The 21,364-nt window shown below is 69.2% G+C and carries 16 protein-coding genes and 3 pseudogenes; 8 read left to right on the forward strand and 11 right to left on the reverse strand.

Translation table 11 applies throughout. The features are described from left to right. Together H590_RS18480 and H590_RS18705 are read right to left on the reverse strand one after the other, a co-directional pair. A pseudogene (locus H590_RS18480) lies at positions 1-171 on the reverse strand (ISL3 family transposase); the annotation flags it as partial. 107 nt (positions 172-278) lie between these two features. Further along, complete coding sequence (locus H590_RS18705; RefSeq protein WP_071161764.1) at positions 279-872, reverse strand: TetR/AcrR family transcriptional regulator; 594 nt, start codon at positions 870-872, stop codon at positions 279-281. 72 nt (positions 873-944) lie between these two features. Between H590_RS18705 and H590_RS0112530 the strand changes: the two genes are divergently transcribed. After that, positions 945-1,634, forward strand: coding sequence for an HAD hydrolase-like protein (locus tag H590_RS0112530; protein ID WP_028703804.1), 690 nt, complete (start codon positions 945-947; stop codon positions 1,632-1,634). Positions 1,635-1,742: 108 nt separating this feature from the next. Here the strand turns inward: H590_RS0112530 and scpC are convergent, their stop codons facing one another. From scpC to H590_RS16675, 4 genes are all read right to left on the reverse strand, one after another. Further along, positions 1,743-3,257 carry a succinyl-CoA:acetate CoA-transferase ScpC gene (gene scpC, locus H590_RS0112535; RefSeq protein WP_028703805.1) on the reverse strand — a complete coding sequence of 505 codons (1,515 nt, stop codon included), beginning with the start codon at positions 3,255-3,257 and terminating at the stop codon, positions 1,743-1,745. A 153-nt stretch (positions 3,258-3,410) separates the two neighbouring features. Beyond that, positions 3,411-4,280 carry an aldose epimerase family protein gene (locus H590_RS0112540; RefSeq protein WP_084149516.1) on the reverse strand — a complete coding sequence of 290 codons (870 nt, stop codon included), beginning with the start codon at positions 4,278-4,280 and terminating at the stop codon, positions 3,411-3,413. Positions 4,281-4,327: 47 nt separating this feature from the next. After that, a complete protein-coding gene (serB, locus tag H590_RS0112545; RefSeq protein WP_028703807.1) occupies positions 4,328-5,194 on the reverse strand; it encodes a phosphoserine phosphatase SerB in 867 nt (288 codons plus the stop codon). Between the two features lie 39 nt (positions 5,195-5,233). Beyond that, positions 5,234-6,370, reverse strand: coding sequence for a class I SAM-dependent methyltransferase (locus tag H590_RS16675; RefSeq protein ID WP_028703808.1), 1,137 nt, complete (start codon positions 6,368-6,370; stop codon positions 5,234-5,236). A 59-nt stretch (positions 6,371-6,429) separates the two neighbouring features. Between H590_RS16675 and H590_RS0112555 the strand changes: the two genes are divergently transcribed. The 5 genes and pseudogenes from H590_RS0112555 (at position 6,430) to H590_RS0112570 (ending at position 12,970) form a co-directional block, all read left to right on the forward strand. Then, the gene (locus tag H590_RS0112555; RefSeq protein WP_028703809.1) at positions 6,430-7,314 is read left to right on the forward strand and encodes a pyruvate, water dikinase regulatory protein; all 885 of its coding nucleotides are present in this window, start codon (positions 6,430-6,432) and stop codon (positions 7,312-7,314) included. 221 nt (positions 7,315-7,535) lie between these two features. After that, the gene (gene ppdK / locus H590_RS0112560; protein WP_028703810.1) at positions 7,536-10,214 is read left to right on the forward strand and encodes a pyruvate, phosphate dikinase; all 2,679 of its coding nucleotides are present in this window, start codon (positions 7,536-7,538) and stop codon (positions 10,212-10,214) included. A gap of 318 nt (positions 10,215-10,532) precedes the next feature. Next, positions 10,533-11,006 (forward strand): annotated as a pseudogene (locus H590_RS19215) (FHA domain-containing protein); the annotation flags it as partial. Between the two features lie 867 nt (positions 11,007-11,873). Next, complete coding sequence (locus tag H590_RS19370; RefSeq protein WP_232021360.1) at positions 11,874-12,104, forward strand: FHA domain-containing protein; 231 nt, start codon at positions 11,874-11,876, stop codon at positions 12,102-12,104. A gap of 113 nt (positions 12,105-12,217) precedes the next feature. Further along, positions 12,218-12,970 carry a ThuA domain-containing protein gene (locus H590_RS0112570; RefSeq protein WP_028703812.1) on the forward strand — a complete coding sequence of 251 codons (753 nt, stop codon included), beginning with the start codon at positions 12,218-12,220 and terminating at the stop codon, positions 12,968-12,970. Between the two features lie 83 nt (positions 12,971-13,053). Here the strand turns inward: H590_RS0112570 and deoC are convergent, their stop codons facing one another. Continuing rightward, a complete protein-coding gene (deoC, locus tag H590_RS0112575) occupies positions 13,054-13,728 on the reverse strand; it encodes a deoxyribose-phosphate aldolase (protein WP_028703813.1) in 675 nt (224 codons plus the stop codon). Between the two features lie 185 nt (positions 13,729-13,913). On the opposite strand from deoC, the gene H590_RS18485 reads away from it, so the two are divergent. After that, positions 13,914-14,231 (forward strand): hypothetical protein, encoded by a 318-nt coding sequence (locus H590_RS18485; protein WP_028703814.1) that lies wholly within the window; start codon positions 13,914-13,916, stop codon positions 14,229-14,231. Positions 14,232-14,552: 321 nt separating this feature from the next. On the opposite strand, the gene H590_RS16680 is transcribed toward H590_RS18485, so the two are convergent. From H590_RS16680 to H590_RS19500, 4 genes and pseudogenes are all read right to left on the reverse strand, one after another. After that, positions 14,553-16,991: an ArnT family glycosyltransferase gene (locus H590_RS16680; RefSeq protein WP_051238604.1), complete on the reverse strand. Its 2,439-nt coding sequence runs from the start codon at positions 16,989-16,991 to the stop codon at positions 14,553-14,555. 192 nt (positions 16,992-17,183) lie between these two features. Beyond that, complete coding sequence (locus H590_RS16685) at positions 17,184-18,452, reverse strand: bifunctional glycosyltransferase family 2/GtrA family protein (protein ID WP_051238605.1); 1,269 nt, start codon at positions 18,450-18,452, stop codon at positions 17,184-17,186. A gap of 80 nt (positions 18,453-18,532) precedes the next feature. Then, positions 18,533-18,787, reverse strand: a complete 255-nt coding sequence (locus H590_RS19495) for a mannosyltransferase YkcB-related protein (RefSeq protein ID WP_442858033.1) — start codon at positions 18,785-18,787, stop codon at positions 18,533-18,535. Between the two features lie 1,261 nt (positions 18,788-20,048). Then, a pseudogene (locus H590_RS19500) lies at positions 20,049-20,972 on the reverse strand (glycosyltransferase family 39 protein); the annotation flags it as partial. A 158-nt stretch (positions 20,973-21,130) separates the two neighbouring features. Between H590_RS19500 and H590_RS18075 the strand changes: the two are divergent. Then, the coding region (locus tag H590_RS18075; protein ID WP_154655330.1) for a helix-turn-helix domain-containing protein at positions 21,131-21,364 on the forward strand (234 nt) is incomplete at its 3' end.

The following is a 21,364-nucleotide window of genomic DNA, read 5'->3' on the forward strand; positions in this document are numbered from 1 at the left end:
ACGCGGAGCGCCCTGGCATCCGCACCGCCGGCACCAGTCGTCAGCCTCGACCACCCGGCAGGCCACCACGGCCCGCTCGGCGGTGATGTGCTGGCCGACCACCTCCAGGCCCAGCTCATCGAGACAGCAGAACGTGGTCAGGTCAGGGGCGGTGAAGGTAACGTGAGACATGAGGGCCTTGTGGTGCAGGAACGGGACTTGAACACTCCGATCCTTCCGCAGGGCCCTCCCCCACGCACCCCGTCCTCACAGCGAAGTGACAACCGATCCACACACAGTCAAGCCACAACTGCACCCTGGATCCTGAAGAGCCCGTACAGTTCGGCGAGCCGGCTGCGGTTGACCGACGTCACGGGCTCCATCCGCAGGGTGTAGCGCAGCATCGCCATGCCGATCATCTGGCTCATCGCCAGGGTGGCGCGCAGAGTCCGCTCGTCCGGATCGGCGAAGTGAGCGATCCGTTCACGGATCTGCTGGGTGATGAATTCCCCGGCTCCGGCGGTGAGGTCCGGAGTGGCCAGCATCGAGGAGATGAACTCGGTGAACATCCCGGACCGCCCCGCCGCCTCCCACACCGCGGTGAAGGTCAGCACCAGGGCGGCGCCGCGTCGATCGGCGGGGACGTCGTCGACCATCCGGAAGATCTCCATCGGGTCCGCCGAGACGTCGGCGGTAGCGGTGAGGAAGAGCTCCGCCTTACCGCTGAAGTAGTGGTGAACCAGGGCCGGGTCGACGTCGGCGCGCCTGGCGATCGCCCGCAGTGAGACCTGGTCATAGGGTTGGGTGTCGAAGAGTCCCCGGGCAGCCCCGACGATGGTCTGTCGGGTGTCCGGGGATCCGGGACGCCGGCCGCGTGGTTTCGAGCTGGTCACCTCGCCATTGTCGTGCAGTGACCCGGCCACGACGCGGTGGGCCCGCCGCGCACAGAATCGAGGGAGATCCCAGTGACACTCGCCGACAACCCCCCGGCACACGCAACCCGGCCACGGTGGAGCACCGTGCTGTTCGACATGGACGGCACCATCGTCGACTCGATGGAGTGCATCGCCGGTGCGCTGCGGCTGATGGCCGCCGATCTCGGGATCGGCGAGCCGGACCTCTCCGATGTCACCACCTTCATGGGTCCTCCGATGCGCGACACCCTGGAGTGGGTCACCGGCTTCACCCGCGAGGACGACATCGCTCGCGCCTCCACTCTCTACCGGGACCATCACGACGAGCTGGAGTACCTCGTGACGACCTACCCGGGGATGGTCGAGCTCATCACCGACCTCCACGACGCCGGCATCCCGGTCGGGGTGGCCACCTCCAAGCGGCTCCGGATAGCCCGGCGCTGGCTGGTCGACTACCACCTCGGCGACGACGTCGACGCGGTGGCCGGCGCGTCGGAGGGCCATGCCGGGGCCGACAAGGCGGGCATCATCGCCGACTCCCTGGCCCAACTGCGCGACCAGGGCCACGACGTCTCGCGGCCCGTGATGGTCGGCGACCGGCGTCACGACATCGACGGTGCCGGCGCCCACGACATCCCCACCATCTTCGTCGAGTGGGGCTACGGCACCGATGCGGAGGCCGGGGCCGCTGCCCTCCGGGTGCACGACGTCACCGAGCTGCGAACCCTGCTGCTGGGCTGAGGGCCCCCAGGGCTGCGGTGACCATCACCTCCCGGTACGGCGTGAGCCCGGGCGTCGACCGCGCGGTCGACGCCCGGGCTCACGGGCTTCTCAGTGGAGTCGGGAGACTCAGTTGAGCTTCATCGTCCCGGTCTCTAGGAACCGGGTGTGCCAGCTGTAGGCCTCATTGAGCAGATGCGGGGTCTGCTTGAACTTGCAGTCACGCAGAGCGCGCTCGTAGTAGTCGCTCAGCATCTCCTTGTAGTCCGGGTGGGCGCAGTTCTCGATGATCTTCGGGGCGCGCTGGCGGGGGGCCAGGCCACGCAGATCGGCGATGCCCTGCTCGGTGATGATGACCATCGTGTCGTGCTCGGTGTGGTCGACGTGGGAGACCATCGGCACGATCGCCGAGATCTTGCCGCCCTTGGCCGTCGAGGGGGACACGAAGGCCGAGATGAAGGCGTTACGGGTGAAGTCACCGGACCCGCCGATGCCGTTCATCATCCGCGAACCCATCACGTGGGTGGAGTTCACATTGCCGTAGATGTCGGCCTCGATCATCCCGTTGGCGCCCAGCACGCCGAGACGACGGATCACCTCGGGGTGGTTCGAGATCTCCTGGGGGCGCAGGATGATGTGGTTGCGGTAGAAGGCCGCGTTCACATTCATCTTGTGCGCGTAGTCGGGGGACAGCGAGAACGCGGTGGCCGAGGCCACGTCGATCTTGCCGGCGTCGATCAGGTCGATCATGCCGTCCTGAATCACCTCGGTGTAGGAGGTGAGGTGCTCCAGGTCGGAGTGCAGCAGACCGTCGAGGACGGCGTTCGGGATGTTGCCGACGCCCGACTGCAGGGGCAGCAGGTTCTTCGGCATCCGGCCCTGGGCGACCTCGTTGTCGTAGAAGTCGAGGAGGTATCCGGCGATCTTGTGGGAGGCCTCGTCGATCGGCTTGAACGGCGAGTTGCGGTCGGGATCGTGGGTCTCGATGACGGCGACGACCTTGTTGGCCGGGACCCGCAGGTAGGTCTCGCCGATCCGGTCGCCGGGGTGGGTGATCGGAATCGGGACGCGGTGCGGCGGCAGCGCGAAGCCGTAGTAGATGTCGTGCATCCCCTCGAGGTCCTCCGACTGCCAGTCGTTGACCTCGATGATGATCTTCTCGGCCTTCTCGATGTACACGGCGTTGTTGCCGATCGAGGAGGTGGGGATGACGTTGCCGTCGGCGGTGATCTTGGTGGCCTCGATCACGGCGAAGTCGAGCTTGCCGAAGAATCCCTCGCGGACCTGCATGCCGAACTGCGACAGGTGGATGTCGTCGTAGTAGCTGGTGCCGTCGTTGATCTTGGCGCGCATCATCGGGTCGGACTGGTACGGGGAGCGCAGTCCGATGCCGTCGACCCCGGCCAGCTCGCCGTCGAGCTCGGGAGCGGTGGAGGCTCCGGTGAAGACGTTGACAGTGAAGTGCTCACCCTTCTCATGGGCGGCCTTGATGCGCTTGGCGAGGGCCGGCGGGAACTCCTTGGGGTAGCCGGACCCGGTGAACCCCCCGAAGCCGATCTGAGCCTTGTCATGAATGAGAGCGGCGGCATCGTCGGCGCTCATCACCTTCTGACGCATTGCCTCGTTGGCAATCCGTTCTGACATCTGTCCTCCTGCGTTGCATGCGTGAGCATTGGGCTGCATAACGTTGAGTCGCGTGGTCCGCCCCGGGTGGGCGAACGGCGTCGTGAAAGCCAGTGGTCACGATATCCGACTGCTGTTGTGTGCCGGTGGCCGGGGCCCTCCCCGCGGGTGTGGTCAGGACCGGGGGTCGGGATGGACGCCGATCTCCAGCTGGAGGGTCGTCGAACGACCTGCCGGAAGCTCGATCGCGTGCTCCTTGGCGGCCCCGGTCTCGACACAGACGAAGTCCCGCCAGGCGGTCCCGGTGAGGTCGGAACGGGTGTCCTGGCTGAGCAGCGGGTTCCACACCACGGCGGTCGGGCACCCCGCGGTCCTCAGGGTGATGCGACGCCGCCAGGCCGGGTCGACCAGGACCAGCGGTCCGGCGGGATCCTGCAGCACGGTGTCGGTGTCGGGGCGCACCGGCAGGATGTCGTCGGCGAGGGGTCCGCGCTGTCCGGTGGCGTAGTTGTGGAGATCGGCCCCGGCGACTCCCCGGACCGTGGTGCGGGAGGCGTCGCCGACCCGCAGGTAGCTGTGCCACACCGCCTCGACCTGCTGGGGATGGCCGAGGGTCGAGGTGAGGGTCAGCCCCAGTCGCAGGGCGGAGTCGGTCATCTCGACCATCTGGACGACGTCGACACCGGGCAGGGATCCGCGGTAGCGCACCCGGAGCCGGTTGGCGCTGTCTGCGAGGATCTCGCGGGTGAAGTCGATCAGACGCATCGCGCCGTGCTGGGGGTTGCGGTCATCGGCCGGGCCGTGGCCGAACCAGGGGGCGCAGACCGGGATCCCGCCGCGGATCACCCCGGGCAGCTCCTGGGGGTCGGTGGGGTCGAACCACAGCACCGGCCGGTCGGTCCATGCCAGCTGCGAGGACGATGCCGCCGGTGCACCGGCGCTGATCGCCGGGACGGGCTGCCAGGCCAGCACCTGGGCACCGTGATGGGCGACCGCCCAACGACTGTGCTGCCTGGTGAGAACGGGTCCGGGAAGGTCAATCACCCGCAGAGGCTACCGACCGAGCAGCGGCTCTGGCCAAGGACTGCGGCTCAGGGGCGGGCCCACAGGGTGCCCAGGGCGTCCAGCCGGGGGAAGGACAGCGCACCGTCGGCCGCCCCGACCACCACCGGCTTGGCGCAGAAGGCGATGCCCAGGCCGGCGGCGCCGAGCATGTCCAGATCGTTGGCTCCATCGCCCAGCGCGATGGTGCGTCTCATCGGCACCCCGAACTGGTCGGCCCACCGGCGCAGGTACCGCTCCTTGGCCGCCCGGTCCACGATCTCGCCCGCAAGGCGTCCAGTGAGTGCGCCGTCGACGATCTCCAACTCGTTGGCGGCGAGGACGTCGGCGCCGAGCTGGGCGGCCAGCGGGGCGACCATGGCGGTGAACCCGCCGCTCACCAGACCGACCCGGCAGCTCACCTGGTGTGCCTGGCGGAACAGCTCCGCCGCCCCGTCGGTCACCTTCACCGCGGCACCGGCCTCGGCCAGCGCCCCCTCCGGAAGTCCCTTGAGCAGACCGACCCGTTCGGTGAGGGACTGGGCGAAGTCGAGCTCGCCGTTCATCGCCCGGGCGGTCACCTCGGCCACCTGGTCGGCGCACCCGGCGACCTCGGCCAGCAGGTCGATGCCCTCGGTGCGGGTCACCGTCGAGTCGACGTCGCTGACGATCAGACCCGGGAACTCGTCGTTGAGATGGGGCGGCACCGCGATGATGTCGACGCCGGCGGGGCGGGCCTCGGCGGCCAGTCGCCGCACGTCGTGGAGCGGCTGGGCGGGGAGTTTGAACCCCAGCGATCGCCAACCCTCCCCGGTGAGTCCTCGGGCGGTCGCCGCCTGGCTCCAGAAGGGCTGGGCGACATGCCGCAGCGGCTCGAGACTGTCCAGGTCACACAGGAGCACGATGCGATAGGCCATGGCCTCAGCATATGGAGTTCTGCCCTTGTCGGAGCGGGCTCAGGATCCGCAGATCGTGCGGGTCACGGTGTAGGCGCGGGTCCTGGCCACCTGCCGGGTCGGCCCAACCCGCTCGTCGAGGTAGCGGCCCCAGGGCAGATGTGAGTTGTAGACGCACCACAACTGCCCCCCGGGGCGCAGCACCCGGCCGGCCTCGGCCAGCATCCTGTGGGTGGGCCCGGAGTCGCGGGCCGACCCCCGGTGAAAGGGCGGGTTGGTGACGATGACGTCGAGGCTGGAGTCGGGCACTCCCGTCAGCCCGTCGGCCTGTCGTACCGCGATGTCCAGACCGTTGGCGGCGGCCGTCATGGCGGTGGAGTCGGCCGCCGCCCAGGAGACGTCGCTGGCCCGCACCAAGACCCGGGCCCCGAACTTCTTGGCGACCGAGGCGGCGATCACCCCGTTGCCGCAGCCCAGATCCAGCACCTCGGCCGGACGGTTGTCGGGAAGATGGCGGCCGATCGACGGCAACTGGTCGAGCAGCAGGGCGGTGCCGGCGTCCAGTCCGGCGACGTGGAAGACCCCGCCGTGGGCCACCAGGTCCAGGGAGTCGATGTGCTGACGGCGCGGCCAGCCCGATCCGCGGGCAGGCCGGCTTCTGGGCCCCAACATGTGCAGCACCCGGGCGCGTCGCCGGCCCAGGCTGGCGCTGACGTCGTCGAACCAGCGCAGTCCCACCTCGTTCATCGAGCGGTTCATCCGGCGGATCCTCCCGCCGGCCACCACGTGCAGGTCGTCGATGCCGTGCCGGGCGGCCAGCCCGTGGAGGGCCGAGAGGGTCTCGTCGAGGGCGTCCAGGGACTCCGGCAGCTCCATCCAGACCTGGTGGGGAGCCTCCTGGGGAACGCCCGCGGATGAGACGGCCTCAACCCGGGCATCCGCACCGCGACCTGCCCGGGCATCGACACCGTCACCGGCCCGGCGCTCGGTCGCCGCCTCGGCCAGCGGGTTGACCAGCAGACCCTCCCCGGGGTGGTCCCTGTCCACCCGGCGGGCCAGTCTCAGGTCATCGCACCAGACGGATACGGGAGCCCAGGCCCGGGCGGCGTCGACGAGTCCGGGGCGTCCGAGAATCCAGATGTGACGCGCCCCTGCGGGGGCCTCGGCGGCGATGATGTCGTCCACGGGATCGTCCATGGGCCCCCATTATGGGCCAGCGCCCCCGGCAGCGGTCCGCGCGCTGTTAGCGTTCGGACATGCCCGAGTCCGTTCTCGAGATCCATGTCATCGCCGACTCCACGGGAGAGACGGCCGTGCGGCTGGCACGTGCCGCCCGCAGCCAGTTCGAGGGGGTGCACTGGCACATCGTGCGCCATCCGATGATCGGTTCGGTCAAGGACATGGTGGTCGCCCTGTCCGAGATCAAGGAGCGCCGGGACGCCGGGATGTGGGTCACGGTGGTCCACACCCTGGCCCTGTCGGACCAGCGTCAGATGGTCTGCGACGCCTGCGAGGCGATGGAGGTCCAGCAGGTCGATCTGATGGGCCCGATCCTGGGGGCGATGGAGCACGCCTCCGGGCTGGACGCCGACGAGGTGCCCCGGCGTCCGGTGGGTGTGGAGGCCGACTACTTCACCCGGATCTCGGCGATGGAGTTCGCGGTGCGCAACGACGACGGGGCGATCCCCGAGCGGGTCACCGAGGCCGACATCTGCCTGATCGGGGCCTCCCGCTCGGGCAAGACGCCGCTGTCGATCTACCTGGGGTATCTCGGCTACAAGACCGTCAACGTCCCCCTCATCCCCGGCATCGAGGCGCCCGCGGAGCTCTTCGCGGTGGACCGCTGGCGGATCGTCGGGCTGACCATCGACGCCCAGCGGCTGCTGGAGATCCGCGGTCGCAGGGTCAAGGGGATGGGCGGGTTCGGCACCTCGGACGGGTACGCCGATCTGGTGAAGATCTACGACGAGCTGGACGAGGTCGGCAAGGTCCAGCGCAGACTGGGCTGCCCGGTGATCGACACCACCGGACTGGCCCTGGAGGAGGCCGCCACCCGGGTCGTCGACATCGTCGAGGAGCGTGCCCGCACCGCCGGGGCCCACCTGCGGCGTCCCGCCGGACAGTTGCGCATCCGCCCCTGAGCGGCCCGGGAGGACTCGAGCAGACTCGGGAAAGGGCTCGGATCGGATCTGCTCTCCACCGGGCAAAACGTGGAAGAATGTCGACTGCCCGGGGGCGACACTGTCCGCCGTCCCGACACGGGGTTTCATCCAGCACCGGAGTACCCCACGAGGTCACCCGTCAGGCAGATGGAACCGCGCAGATGAACCCGCAAGGCATGCGATCGAAGGAGATCCTCACGATGAGCGACCAGCACCGTTACGTCTATGACCTGTCCGAGGGAAGCGCCGACATGAAGCCCCTGCTCGGCGGCAAGGGCGCCGGAGTGGCAGAGATGAACCGGGTGGGGGTACCCGTCCCGGACGCCTTCACCGTCACCACCGAGGCCTGCGTGGAGACGATGAGGAAGGACGGCCAGTGGCCGGCCCCCCTGGCAGACCAGATCAGCGAGGGGCTCAAGCGCCTCGAGGAGCGCACCGGGATGATTCTCGGCGACCCCGACAACCCGCTGCTGGTCTCGGTCCGGTCCGGTGCGGTGATGTCGATGCCCGGGATGATGGACACCATCCTCAACCTCGGGATCTCCGATGACACGGTCGAGGCGGTCGGTCGCAAGGCCGGCAATGAGCGGTTCGCCTGGGACTGCTACCGGCGCTTCATCCAGATGTACGGCGAGGTGGTCGAGGGGATCGACTCCCACGTCTACGAGGACGCCCTCACCGCCATGAAGGCCGACCGCAAGGTCGACTCCGACACCGATCTGAGTGCTGCCGATCTCAAGGAACTCGTCGAGATCTTCAAGAAGCTGTCCAACGAGAAGCTCGGCGGCAACTGGACCACCGACCCGCGCGAGCAGCTGATGCGCGCCGTCGACGCCGTCTTCCGGTCCTGGCTCAACCCGCGCGCCTTCGTCTACCGCAAGGCCAACAAGATCTCCGACGACCTGGGCACCGCCGTCAACGTCATGCAGATGGTCTTCGGCAACCGCGGCGACACCTCGGCGACCGGCGTCTGCTTCACCCGCAACCCGGCCACCGGCGCCAAGGAGCTGTACGGCGAGTTCCTCCTCAACGCCCAGGGCGAGGACGTCGTCTCCGGCATCCGCACCCCCAAGCCGCTGGGTGAGATGGAGGCGATCCTGCCGGACGCCTACCACGACCTCATCGACACCATGCACAAGATGGAGTCTCACTACCGCGACATGCAGGACATGGAGTTCACCGTCGAGAACGGCAAGCTCTACCTGCTGCAGACCCGCAACGGCAAGCGCACCGCGGCGGCCGCCCTCAAGGTGGCCCGCGATCTGGTCTCCGAGGGAGTCATCACCAAGGAGGAGGCGCTGATGCGCATCGAGCCCGAGCAGCTCGACCAGCTCCTCCACGAGGCCATCGACCCGAACCACAGCGAGAAGGCGGTCACCGAGGGACTGCCGGCATCCCCCGGTGCCGCCGTCGGCAAGGCCGTCTTCGACGCCGACGAGGCCGCCGAGCTGGGGGAGAAGGGCGAGAAGGTCGTCCTGATCCGTTTCGAGACCACCCCCGACGACATCCACGGTGTGATCGCCGCCCAGGGAGTCCTCACCGCACACGGCGGGATGACCTCGCACGCCGCGGTGGTCGCCCGAGGGATGGGCAAGCCCTGCGTGGCCGGCGCCCGCGGGATCAAGATCGACGCCCAGGCCGGCACCCTGTCGGCCGGCGGCGTGGTGATCTCCAAGGGGGATCTCATCACCCTCAACGGGTCCACCGGTGAGGTCTTCAACGCGGGTCTGCCGCTCATCCCGCCGCAGATCAACGAGGACTTCGAGGAGGTCCTGGGCTGGGCCGACGAGGTGCGCCGGCTCGGCGTGGAGGCCAATGCCGACAACGCCACCGACGCCGCCAAGGCCCGCGAGCTGGGCGCCGAGGGAATCGGGCTGTGCCGCACCGAGCACATGTTCTTCGGCGCCGACCGGCTCCCGGCGATGCACGAGATGATCACCGCCGAGACCCCGGAGGAGCGCAAGGTCGCCGTCGACAAGATCCTGCCGATGCAGCAGGCCGACTTCGAGGGCGTCTTCACCGCGATGAAGGGGCTGCCGGTCACCGTCCGGCTGCTCGACCCGCCGCTCCACGAGTTCCTGCCGAACCTGGTGGAGCAGTCCCTCAAGGTCCAGCAGATGGAGCTCACCGGGGCCGATCCGGTCGCCCTGGACAAGGAGCGTCGCCTGCTGGCCCAGGTCAAGAAGCTGCACGAGCAGAACCCGATGCTCGGCACCCGCGGCGTGCGGCTGGCGATGCTGTACCCCGAGATCCCCGACATGCAGGCCCGCGCCATCATCCGCGCCGTCCTGGCGGTGCAGGAGAAGGAGGGCGAGACCGTCCAGATCAACATCATGATCCCGCTGGTCTTCACCGTCGTCGAGCTGGAGACCCAGCGCAGGATCGTCACCGCGGCGGCCGCCGATGAGCTGGCGAAGGCCGGCAAGGAGCTGGACGTCAAGATCGGCACGATGATCGAGCTGCCGCGGGCCGCCCTGGTCGCCGACCAGATCGCCACCCAGGCCGACTTCTTCTCCTTCGGCACCAACGACCTCACCCAGACCACCCTGGGCATCAGTCGCGACGATGCGGAGAACGGCTTCCTCACCGAGTACCTCCAGAACAAGGTGCTCAAGCAGAACCCGTTCGCCTCGATCGACGTCGACGGGGTCGGCCAGCTGGTCTCCGGCGCGGTGAAGAAGGGTCGGGCCGTCAAGCCCGAGATCTCCCTGGGCGTCTGCGGCGAGCACGGCGGGGATCCGGATTCGGTGCACTTCTTCCACCAGGCCGGTCTGGACTACGTGTCCTGCTCCCCGTTCCGGGTGCCGATCGCCCGGTTCTCGGCGGCCCAGGCGGCCATCGAGGAGAAGAACGGCGAGACGACCGTTCGCGACAAGTAGGACCGGGTCTGGTTCGAGAGGGTCGAACGGGCCTGAACGGGACCGTGTGCGGCCGAACAGGACCGGACGGGCCTCAAATGGTGCGGTCAGCGCCCCTGCCGGAGTATCCAGGACTCCGGCAGGGGCGCTGCCCCGTCCCGGGTGTCCCGTTGGGGGTGTCCCGTCACGGGGGCGGCTCGTCGGTCTCTGGAGGTCCCACGGTGTCCGGGTGACAACGGGTGCTGCGCATCTGCCCGGCTCCCGGATACCCTTTGAACGGTTGCCGCCCAGCTCGCAGCACCACCGCAGTACCTGTCAACATCCCGTCGTGGAGGACATATGTCTCAGTCATTCGGCTCCTGGCGCGCCAGCTACACACCGGGCAACTGGGTGGTGCTCGCCGGTCCGAGCTCCCTGGTGGTCATGCAGCCGGCGGTCCCACGACACTCGGAGCTGATCGCCAAGATCTGGTACCAGGTGGCCCACGCCGATGACGCCAACGCCCTGGTCCAGACCCTCACCGCGATCGGACTGTCCCAGATGCCCAGTCTCGGGGTGTTCTTCTGGTCCGGCGACCAGATGGTCTCCCTGGCCCGTGGCTCGGTCGTCGTCAAGGACGCCTCCAGCGGCAAAGTGGTCAATCACGGCGATGGCGTCCTCACCTGGCGGGAGGCCGGGCTGGATCCGTCGATCATCACCGTCGAGATGGAGGAGTCGGCCCAGGAGAATCTGGTGATGCCGCTGCTGCTCGGCGTGGTGCAGGCCTCCCGGCTCACCATCGACGCCACCGGGACCGTCGAGCCGCTGGTCGTAGAGGATGACCGCGACGCGGCATCGGCCCCTCAGGGGCAGCCGAGCCGGTCGGCGGCGCAGGATGTCGCCCCGGCGTCGGCCCGTCCCGATGCGGTGGCGGAGCAGTCCTCCGCGCCGTCCGACCAGCCCGCTGCCAGCTCGCCGGCCTCGAGCGCCTCCGCCGATGCCTTCGCCGACGTCGACGACCTGGGTCGGGCACCGGCCACCTCGGCGGACTCTGCGGACTCCCTCGGCTCCCCGGCCCCGGTCGCCCCTGCTCCCGTCGACGCTGTTCCGCCGGCCGCCCCCGGGACCTGGTCGACCCCGCCCGCCGAGGCCTCCGGGGATCTCGGCTGGGGATCGTCGGAGTGGAAGGACTCCGACGAGGACTCCTCGAAGCCGTGGCCGGCCACCTCGCGCCTGGATGACCAGGCCGACCAGGATGTCGCCCCCGATGACTGGGGATCGACTCCCTGGTCCAAACCCGACTCCTCCGCGTCCTCCTCCCAGCCTCCGGCCGCCCCTGCCCAGACGGCCGAGAAGACCGATGCGCGGTCGCCGTCGGGATGGGGGGACCCGGAGAGTTCGATGGCCCACGACGGGGCCACCATGTTCATGCCCGGTCTGGCCAACGAGTCGCCGTCGGCCGACCCGGCGGGTTCGGGTCTGGTGATGGCCTCGGAGTGCACCTCCGGCCATGCGAATCCGCCCGGCTCCCAGCATTGCCGGATCTGCTCGGCGCCGATGGACCCCTCGGGTCCCCGGCTGGTCGACCGACCGTGCCTGGGTGTGCTGGTGTGCTCCAGCGGCGACTCGATCGACCTGCTGGGGCCGGTTCTGGTGGGTCGCGCCCCCAATGGCGGCACCACCGATCCACAGGCCGCGCTGATGCGGGTGCTCTCTCCCAACCAGGACATCAGCCGCACCCATGTGCGGGTGGCGCCCAATGACTGGTCGATCGAGGTGACCGACATGAACTCCACCAACGGCACCCTGGTCCGCCATCCGGGGGAGGAGTCGATCCGGCTGTCCGCCGGTGAGACGGTGACCGTGGAGATCGGTGCCGTCATCGATCTGGGCGACGGTGTGACCCTGCAGATCGCGCCGCCGCGCGGCTGAGTCCGAACCCCGGGGTTTCCACAGGGGGAGGGGTGTCGAACCACCCCTTGGTGACCTATCGTGTCCTGATGCCCCGGTCGTCCGGGGCTCAGAGTTCATGAAAGGGACGTGTGATGGCTCGAGTCCTCATTCTGTCGGGTGCCGGGCGGTACGGCGATGCCTGGCACAACTTCGACGAGACCTCCGCGGCGGTGGCCCAGATCCTCACCGATCGCGGTCACCAGGCCGTGGTGCGGCGCAGTTGCCCCGAGGCGCTGGACACCCTGCCCGACGCCGACCTGCTGGTGGTCAACACCGGCGGCGGCGACCCCGAGGAGGGCTGGGACTACATTCCCGCGTGGTCCCGCGCCCATGCCAAGATCCTCGACCACTGGGAGTCCGGCAAGCCGATTCTCGGTCTGCACACCGCCGCCAACACCTTCTGCGACTGGGAGCTGTGGCCGACCATCCTGGGCGGCAAGTGGGTTCCCGGCGTCTCGGGCCATCCGGAGCGCTCCTACGCGGTCTTCGAGCCGATGCCGGGAGCCGAGGGACACCCGGCGCTGCGCGGGGTCGACCAGGTGGTCTGTTACGACGAGCGCTACTCGAACCTGGTCATCGACCCGTTGGCCACCCCGCTGCTCTTCCACGAGACGAGCGAGGAGTTCCAGGTGGTGGACTGGGTGATGGGCAACAACGTCATCTACGACGGACTGGGGCACTCGGGGCGGTCCTACGAGTCGGCGTCCCGGCGGATGCTGCTGTGCTCGGAGGTGAGCTGGCTGCTCAACTGGAAGAAGCGGCTGGCCGTGCAGGAGGCCAGGAAGGCCGAGGAGGACAGGAAGGCGGGCGAGGAGAGGCTGGTGTCCTCTCCCGCGACCGCCTGAGTCCCGCTCTCAACCCTCTCCGGTGTGCCGGAGAGCTCAGCCGTCCCGCTCCCGGCCCCCGCATCATGGGGGCCCGCCGGGCCTCAGTTCTGCGGGGCTCCCGCCAGGATCGCGGCGGTGGCGGAGACCCCGAGCCGGGTGGCGCCGGCGTCGATCATCGCGCAGGCCGTCGCGTAGTCGCGGATCCCGCCGGAGGCCTTGACCCCCAGCCGGCCGCCGACGGTGGCGGCCATCAGTTCCACGGCGTGCACCGATGCACCGCCAGCCTTGTGGAATCCCGTCGAGGTCTTGACGAAGTCGGCATCGGCCTGTTCGGCGCACCGGCACGCGGTGACGATCTCCTCATCGGTGAGGACCGCCGACTCGATGATCACCTTGAGGAGGGTGGGGGAGGGGGCGGCCGCCCGGACCGCGGCGATCTCGGCGGTCAGGGCGTCGGCGTCCCCCTCCTTGAGCAGTCCGATGTTGATCACCATGTCGATCTCGTCGGCTCCCAGCGCCACCGATTCGGCGGCCTCTGCGGCCTTGATCGACGGGGTGTGCTTGCCCGAGGGGAACCCGCACACCACGGCCAGGTGCACCGGGCCCAGCTCGACGTCGCGCAGCGGCAGCATCGCCGGGGAGACGCAGATGGACCAGGTGCCCAGCGACCTCGCCTGCTCGGCCAGGATCCTGACCTCGGCCGAGGTCGCTTCGGGGGTCAGCAGGGTGTGGTCGATGTACTGAGCGAGCTCGCGTGCGCTCGGATGTGCGTTCACGTCTGTTCCTTCCTTGGAGTGCACCCCTCAGGATACGGAGCCCGGCCGCTCCCGGTGGCTCCAGACCGGTCCCGGGCGTGGGCCGGGCGTGGCGCAGGTGGGCCTCGGGAATCGCGTCGAGAGCCCCGGGAGACGTCACATGACTCGTACAGATCACTCACAGACGCGGTGGGCAGACTGCGGCCATGGACAGCATCGAGAACCCGCATCCCTCACAGACCACCCCCTCGGGGACTGAGTCCCGCATCCCCGCGGAGCACCCCTCGAAGGCCACTGCCTCGGCAGGGTCCGCAGGTCGGACCGGCCGGGGCGGCTGGCGTCACCGGGTCCGCCGCATGGTGCTCGGCATCGCCGCCGGGGCGACGATCGCGGTGGCCGGGACCGGGGCGGTCAGCGCCCAGGAGGCCGCGGCCGCCGGCGTCCCGACCCACAACTACGCGGTCCTCACCCAGACCGTCCATCTGCCGAGCGCATCGGCCGAGCCGAAGGGCGACGACGACTGAGCGGGCGCCTGTTCTCGGCGCTCGGTTCGCCCACATGATGTGGGTGCTCCACCCGTTGGCCGGGCTCAAGGCGGCGGCGGCGCTGGGGCCGCTGCTCCTCGCTCGGGATGACGCAGCCAGAGATGACGCAGCCAGAGATGACGCAGCCAGAGACGACACAGCCAGAGATGACGCAGCCAGAGATGACGCAGCCAGAGATGACGCAGCCAGAGACGACACAGCCAGAGATGACGCAGCCAGAGATGACGCAGTGTTGCCGTGGGACTGGGTGTCAACCAGTCCCACGGCAGCTCTGACAGGGCTCGCCGGTGGCGGCCCTTCTCAGCTCTTGGCGCTGGTGAGGTCGTAGACCGTCACGCCGCCCACTGTCCTGGCGGTGAAGGTGGAGGTCACCCAGCTGGTGATGGCCGATGATGCGCCGCTTTCGGCGCCACCGGAGCCGCCGGTTCCCCTGTGGCGTGTGGTGCTTCCTGCACCGGTACCGCGGGAACCGCCCCACTGGCCCATCTCACCGGTGCCCGAGCCGCTGGGTCCGGTGCCCGCACTCCCGAAACCGGACGCCCCGTCTGCGGTGGGGGCGCCGGACGACGAGTTCTCGGTCGTGCCGCCGCCCATCCGGCCTCCCATGCCACCGCCGCCGATGAAGTAGCGGATCTTCCCGTCGGCCACGTACTGCTTGAACTGGGCCAGGGTGATGTTGTTGTCGCTGCCGGACCAGCCGCCGATGGAGAACACCGCGGTGTCGGTGGACAGGATGTATCCGGCCGCGGTCTGGTCTCCGACAACGGCCGCAGACCACTTGGTCCCGGCGCTGTTGAGGAGCTTCACCAGTGCGGTGCTGGTGGACGTCGTGCCCCCCATGCCACCGCCTCTGGAGGTGGTGCCCCCGGCGGACCGGCCCTGCTGACCGGTCTGGCCCTGCTGACCGGTCTGGCCACCGGAGGCTCGTGCGTCACCGCCGGTCGGGCTGCCGGGCGCGCCGGAGCTGGCTGAGCGGCCCTGCGCACCGGGGCTGCCCTGTCTCCCGGAGCCGTTCTGCATCTCGGAACTGCCCTGTGCCCCGGACTCTCCGGAGCTGCCCGAACCTCCGGGTACCGCCGGGCGCTGTCGCGAGGAGCCGGCCGCAGCACCTCCGGGGCCACCCATGCCACTGCCGGACATCCCGGCAGGACCCGAGGTCGGCGTCGAACCGGAGTGCGCAGTCACGACGGTGGCGGCCGTCCAGGCACTCGTGGGAGCCACCGCGGCCAGCGACCCCACCAGCAGCGAGCCGACCGCGATCCGCTTGAGCACGATGGCCCCGGTCGGTGATCTCAGCGATCCGGCGACCAGGAAGACGATCGCACCGGCCAGACTCCCGATCAGTGCCAGCCAGCGGATCCAGGACTGCCACCCGGATGCGTAGACCCCGAGCAGGTGGAACCCCCAGGCCCCGGTGAGGACGACCGCGACGGCCAGGCAGACGCGCTTGAGCGTGGCGACCGTCGTGCTGTCACCCTCGCCGGGCCACAGGGCGGCCGCACCACTGCCGATGGTGCCGCCGATCAGCGGTGCCAGCGCCACCGCGTAGTACGGATGGATGGTGCCCTGCATGACGCTGAACACGAGGGCCGTGACCACCATGGAGGCACCCCACAGCATGATGCCGGCACGCTGGCGGTCGTGGAGTGGACGTCGTCCGCGGGCGATGAGCCCTGCCACCAGCAGGAGGAGGGCCGCCGGGAGCAGCCAGCTGATCTCGGTGGCGAAGGCCGAGTTGACCATCCGCAGCAGGCCCGCCTCCCCGCCGAACGAGGCGTTGCCACCCCCTGCTCCGCCTCCTCCGCGGTTGCCGTCGCCACCCAGGACCCGCCCCAGGCCGTTGTAGCCGAGGGCCAGTTCCCACAGCGAGTTGTTCTCGGAACCTCCGATGTACGGACGTGAGGAGGCCGGCCAGACCGCGCACAGGGCGATCAGCCATCCGGCCGAGACGACCATCGAGGCGGTCGCCACCAGGAGGTGCCAGATCCGGGTCCACCAGCCCCGCCGGGCGCACAGCAGGTACACCAGACCCAGAGCGGGCAGGATGAGCACACCCTGGAGCATCTTGGTGAGGAAGGCGAGCCCGATGAGCCAGCCGGCGCCGATCAACCACCACAGGGCGGTGCGGCCACGCTCGGTCTGAAGGGCGCGCACCACCATGTAGGCGGCCGCCGTCAGGCACGCGGCCAGCATGGCATCGGGGTTGTCGAACCGGAACATCAGCGCGGCCACCGGCGTCACCGCGACCACCGCACCGGCGATCAGACCCGCCAGGTGCCCGGAGAGGCGGCGCACCGCTCCGTAGCTGAGCGCCACGGTGGCCACGCCCATCAGGGCGTTGGGCAGCAGCAGACTGAAGCTGGAGAACCCGAGGATCCGCGCCGACAGGCCCATCAGCCAGATCGCTGCGGGCGGCTTGTCGACGGTGATCGACAGCTGGGAGTCCAGACTCGCCCACAGCCAGGCGCGCCAGCTCTGCGTCGACGACTTCACACTGGCGGCGTAGAACTCGTTCGCATATCCGGAGATGGTGAGTTCATACAGGTACAGGAATGCGGTGATCGCGACAAGTCCCCACAGTGCCGGGCGCGCCCAGCGCGGATCCTCACGGCGGCCGGTGAATGCGCGGATGTACCACGCGCGTTCCGGTGCGGCACCCGAGGACTGTCGGCGTTCGGAATCAGTTCTCTCTGGGATGCCTCTTCGAGGATGGGGGTCTTCGACCGTGACGGATGTCATATGAGTTCCTCTCGAAATCTCTGAGTGGCAGTGTTCAAGAGTCCACGGAATTCGTGTGGGATTTCTGTGAGCAGAGCGTGGCAGATATGAGAACAGGGAATTGTCCGGCGAGCACACACCGGGCGACGCGCCGAGGACCCACCTCGGCGCGAAAGGGCGTCCGGGGTGGGTCGGCGGCTGCCGGGGGCGGGGTCACCCGGCCGACACCTGCGCGGAGGCGGGGTCGGCGTCGTGGTGGATCACCGCCCGAAGGGTGGCGAAGCGGACCAGGGTGGCGATGGCGTTGGCGACCAGGAGCACCAGCACCTCCGCCCAGCGCGGCACCGTGGTGGCCCAGTGGTGGAGGCCCCACAGCGAGCCACTGGTGAGCAGCAGCCCGACGCCGAACGCGATCAGCCCGCTGGCCTGGTGCTTGAGCATCCCGTCTCGGTTGTGCAGGCCGAAGGTGTGCCTGCGATTCGCGCTGGTGTTCCAGATCTGGGTGATCAGCAGCGACAGCAGGTTGGACAGCTGCGGTCCCATCGCCATCCGGGCCAGCAGGTAGATGACGTAGTAGGCGAGGGTGCTCACCACGCCGACCACACCGAAGCTGACGAGTTCGCCCATCAGTCCACGGGGCTGGCGGCGGGGTGCGCCGGCCGAGCTGGCCGTGTCGGCGTCGCGCTCCAACTCCGCGCGGAGCCCGGCGAGCGGGATCCGCCCGGTGGCGAACCCCTTCATCAGGCGGGCCACCCCCTTGAGGTCCTCGGTGGCGGTACCGACGATGTGGACGGTGGAGTCGGGGTCGTCGATCCAGTCCACGGGCACCTCGTGGATGCGCAGGCCGGCGCGCTGGGCGAGAATCAGCATCTCGGTGTCGAAGAACCAGTTGTTGTCCTCGACCAGCGGCAGCAGGTGATGGGCGATGTCGGAGCGGATGGCCTTGAAGCCGCACTGGGCGTCGGAGAAGGACACCCCGAGGACGGTGTGCAGGATCAAGTTGTAGGAGCGCGAGATGAACTCACGCTTCGGCCCCCGCACCACCCGCGAGGAGGACGACAGTCGCGAGCCGATCGCCAGGTCGGAGTGTCCCGACAGCAGCGGTGCCACCAGTGGGGCGAGGGCCCGAAGGTCGGTCGACAGGTCGACGTCCATGTAGGCCAGCACCGTGGCGGTGGACCCCAGCCAGGTGAGTTTGAATGCGCGTCCCCGGCCCTTCTGGTCCAGGTGGACCGCACGCACCCCGTCGAGCCGGTCGGCCAGCTCGGTTGCGATGAGCCAGGTGTCGTCGGTGCTGGCATTGTCGGCGATGGTGATTGTTGCCGGCCACGGGAGGTCCTTCTGCAGAAAACGGTGCAGCCGGGTGACGGATTCTCGAAGGTCCTTCTGCTCGTTGTAGACCGGAATGACGATATCGAGGGCGGAATTGACCGCGGGGGTACTGGTCATCGATGTCCGGGGAAGCGTGTCAATGAATGTCATGGCGTTGTCTCCTTCTGAACAAGAGACTTCCGCGTGCAATGAGGTGTTGGCTTTGGCGGCATTGTGGAGAATCTGTGCCGTCATGATGTCGCCTGTGAGAGGTCATAGATTGATGTGCCGCCCACGGACTGTGCCGTGAAGTTCTTGGCGACCCAGGTGGAGATCTCGGAGCTGGCGCTGGAACCGGAGGTGGTGGATCCGGAGCCGGCGTTGGATCCGGCGGCGCCGCCGGAGCCGGTGGAGATGTAGAAGTGGATCCTTCCCTGCGCCACCAGCTGTTTGAACTGGCTCAGCGTGGGCGCCGGGTCCGTGCCGTTGTAGCCGCCGACGGCCATCACTGGATAGCCGGTGGCGAGCTGGTAGCTGGCGGCGTTGTTCGACCTGGGTGACGGCCGCCACCCAGGTGTAGGAGCCGGCACCCGATGACAGAAGGGTCCTGGCGGCGGTGGAGACCTGGGCGCTGCCGTTGAGGCCGCCCATCCCGCCGCCGGTGCTGCCGGGCCGGCCGCCCTGGCGCGCGGGGGTCGACCCGTTGGTCCCTCCGGTGGACTGGCCTGCGGCCATGCCGTTGGGTCGACCTCCGGTCTGGCCGGCGCCGGGCGTCCGACCAGTTCGGGTACTGCCCGTCCCCGACTGCCCGGGTCCGCCCTGGCCGTTCTGCGGCTGTCTCTGACCTGCCTGACCCCCTGGACCTCCCCGGCTCGTCCGGCCCGCCTGGCCGCCCGCTCCGCCGGGGCCGCCGCCCTGACCGCTGGAGACCGGTCCCGCAGTGATGATTGCGCCGGTGTGCGGGGTGACCGCCGTGTTGACCGAGTAGCCGACAGGGCCGGCGAGCCCGGCGGCCGGGGCGATCGCCAGGGATGCCCTCGCGATCCCGGCGGGAAGCAGCGGACCGAGGAGCAGCCCGAGGGAGGCGACCAGTCCGGCGACGCCCACCGCGGCCGCCAGGATCATCCAGGCCCCACCGGCCTGCGAGAGCAGGTAGATCGCATAGCCGGCGGTCACCGCCGTGGACGCGGCCAGCGCGATGCGGCCCGTCCACCGGTCCCGGTGCTGCCAGCAGACGGCGGCCCCCAGACCGACCGCTCCACCGATCCACGGTGCGAGGGCGACCGTGTAGTAGTCGTGGTAGATGCCCGACATGAACGAGAACGTGAGGGCGGTGACGACCAGCGACCCGGCCGTCGCGATGACGCCGGCCAGCGTCTGGGTCGACGGCGTCGACCTCGCGTTCGAGGGATCGAGACGACGGGTGGACAGACCGACCCAGCCCCTGCGCCCGATGAGGACCACGGCCGTCACCGACAGGATGAGGGCCGCCGGGATGAGCCAGGTGACCATGCCGGCCGAGGTGCCGTCGAACAGCCGGGTGATCCCGGTGCGTCCCCAGGACCCCGCCCCGGTGGTGCCGCCGGGAACCACCGATCCGGTCTCGTTGCCGGTGATCCGGCCCAGTCCGTTGTAGCCGAGCACCAGCTCCAGGAAGGAGTTGGTCTGCGACCCGCCCATGTAGGGACGGGAGGAGGCGGGCACCAGTTCGAAGACGGCGATGTACCAGCCGGCCGAGAGCACCATGGTGCCAAGGGCCGTCAGCAGGTCGACGAGCTTGTGCCTCCAGCTGCGCGGCGCGGTGATGACGTAGGCGATCAGCAGGGCGGGCAGCACCAGGAAGGACTGCAGCATCTTGGTGAGGAAAGCGAACCCGACCGCGGTCCCCGCCCAGGCCAGCCATCCGCGCGAGCCCTTCTCGCAGGCTCGCAGCACGCAGTAGGTGGCGACGACGAGCAGCAGGGTGAGCAGGGCGTCGGGGTTGTTGTAGCGGAACATGAGGGTCGCCGAGGGCACCGTCGCGAAGACGGCCGTGGCACCCATCGCCGCCCAGTGGGCGCGGTTGTGCAGAGCGCTGGTCTCGGGGGTGACGTCGCGCCAACCGCCGTGGGCCAGGACCCGGCGCACCGTGACGTAGAGGACGGCGGCCGCGGCGACCCCCTCGAGCGCCTCGGGCACCAGGATCGCCCAGGAGTTGACGCCGAAGATGCGCACCGAGATGCCGATGATCCACAGGAATGCCGGTGGTTTGTCGACGGTGATGAAGTTCGCGGCGTCCGAGGACCCGAAGAACAGCGCCTTCCATGACTGTGAGGCCGCCTGCGCGGCCGCCGAGTAGAACGAGTTGGCCCAGCCAGAGGCCGACAGGCCGATGATGTAGAGGCATCCGATGGCGAGGAGCAGGAGACCGAGACTGGCCGCCCGCCATACCCGGCCGGCTCGCAGCGACGAGCGGCGGGACCCACCGCGCGCACCGGCCCGGAGCGCGGCCCTGCGTTCGGTGGGGTCCTGGGAGGCGGCGTCCTGGGCGGTGGTGTCCTGGGCGGTGGTGTTCTGGGAGGCGGCGTCCTGGGCGGTGGTGTCCAGTGTGGTGGGGTCCCGGGTAGTGCTGTTCCGGGCAGCGTCCTGTGGGGCGGTGACGCCGGACATGAGTCGTGTGTGCGTGGGACCGAGAGCCGCTGGATTCTCCATGGCTCCCAGCCGACTGCTGGATCCTGTGCGTCCCGTGTGGGTGGCGGATGCCGCCGGCTAGGTGTACTTCCCCGGGAGGTTGTGAACGGGTGAGGTAGCGAAGACCTCCGGGCAGGATGTGGGTTACCACACTCACTCTCCTGACCACGGAGGTCTTCGTGACTCACGCTAACGCACCCTTGACACCGGAAGGGCGTCGTCGTCTTGCTGTTCTCGTCGTGGAACAGGGCTGGTCGTTGCGGCGGGCGGCGGAACGGTTCCAGTGCTCGCCCGCGACGGTGAAGCGGTGGGCCGACAGGTACCGGGCAGGGCTGCCGTTGATCGACCGTAGTTCGAGGCCCACCTCGTCACCGAACCGGCTTTCGCGTAAGACGGAGCATCGGATCGTCGCG

Source organism: Acidipropionibacterium jensenii DSM 20535, from assembly GCF_000425285.1.
Taxonomy (GTDB): domain Bacteria; phylum Actinomycetota; class Actinomycetes; order Propionibacteriales; family Propionibacteriaceae; genus Acidipropionibacterium; species Acidipropionibacterium jensenii.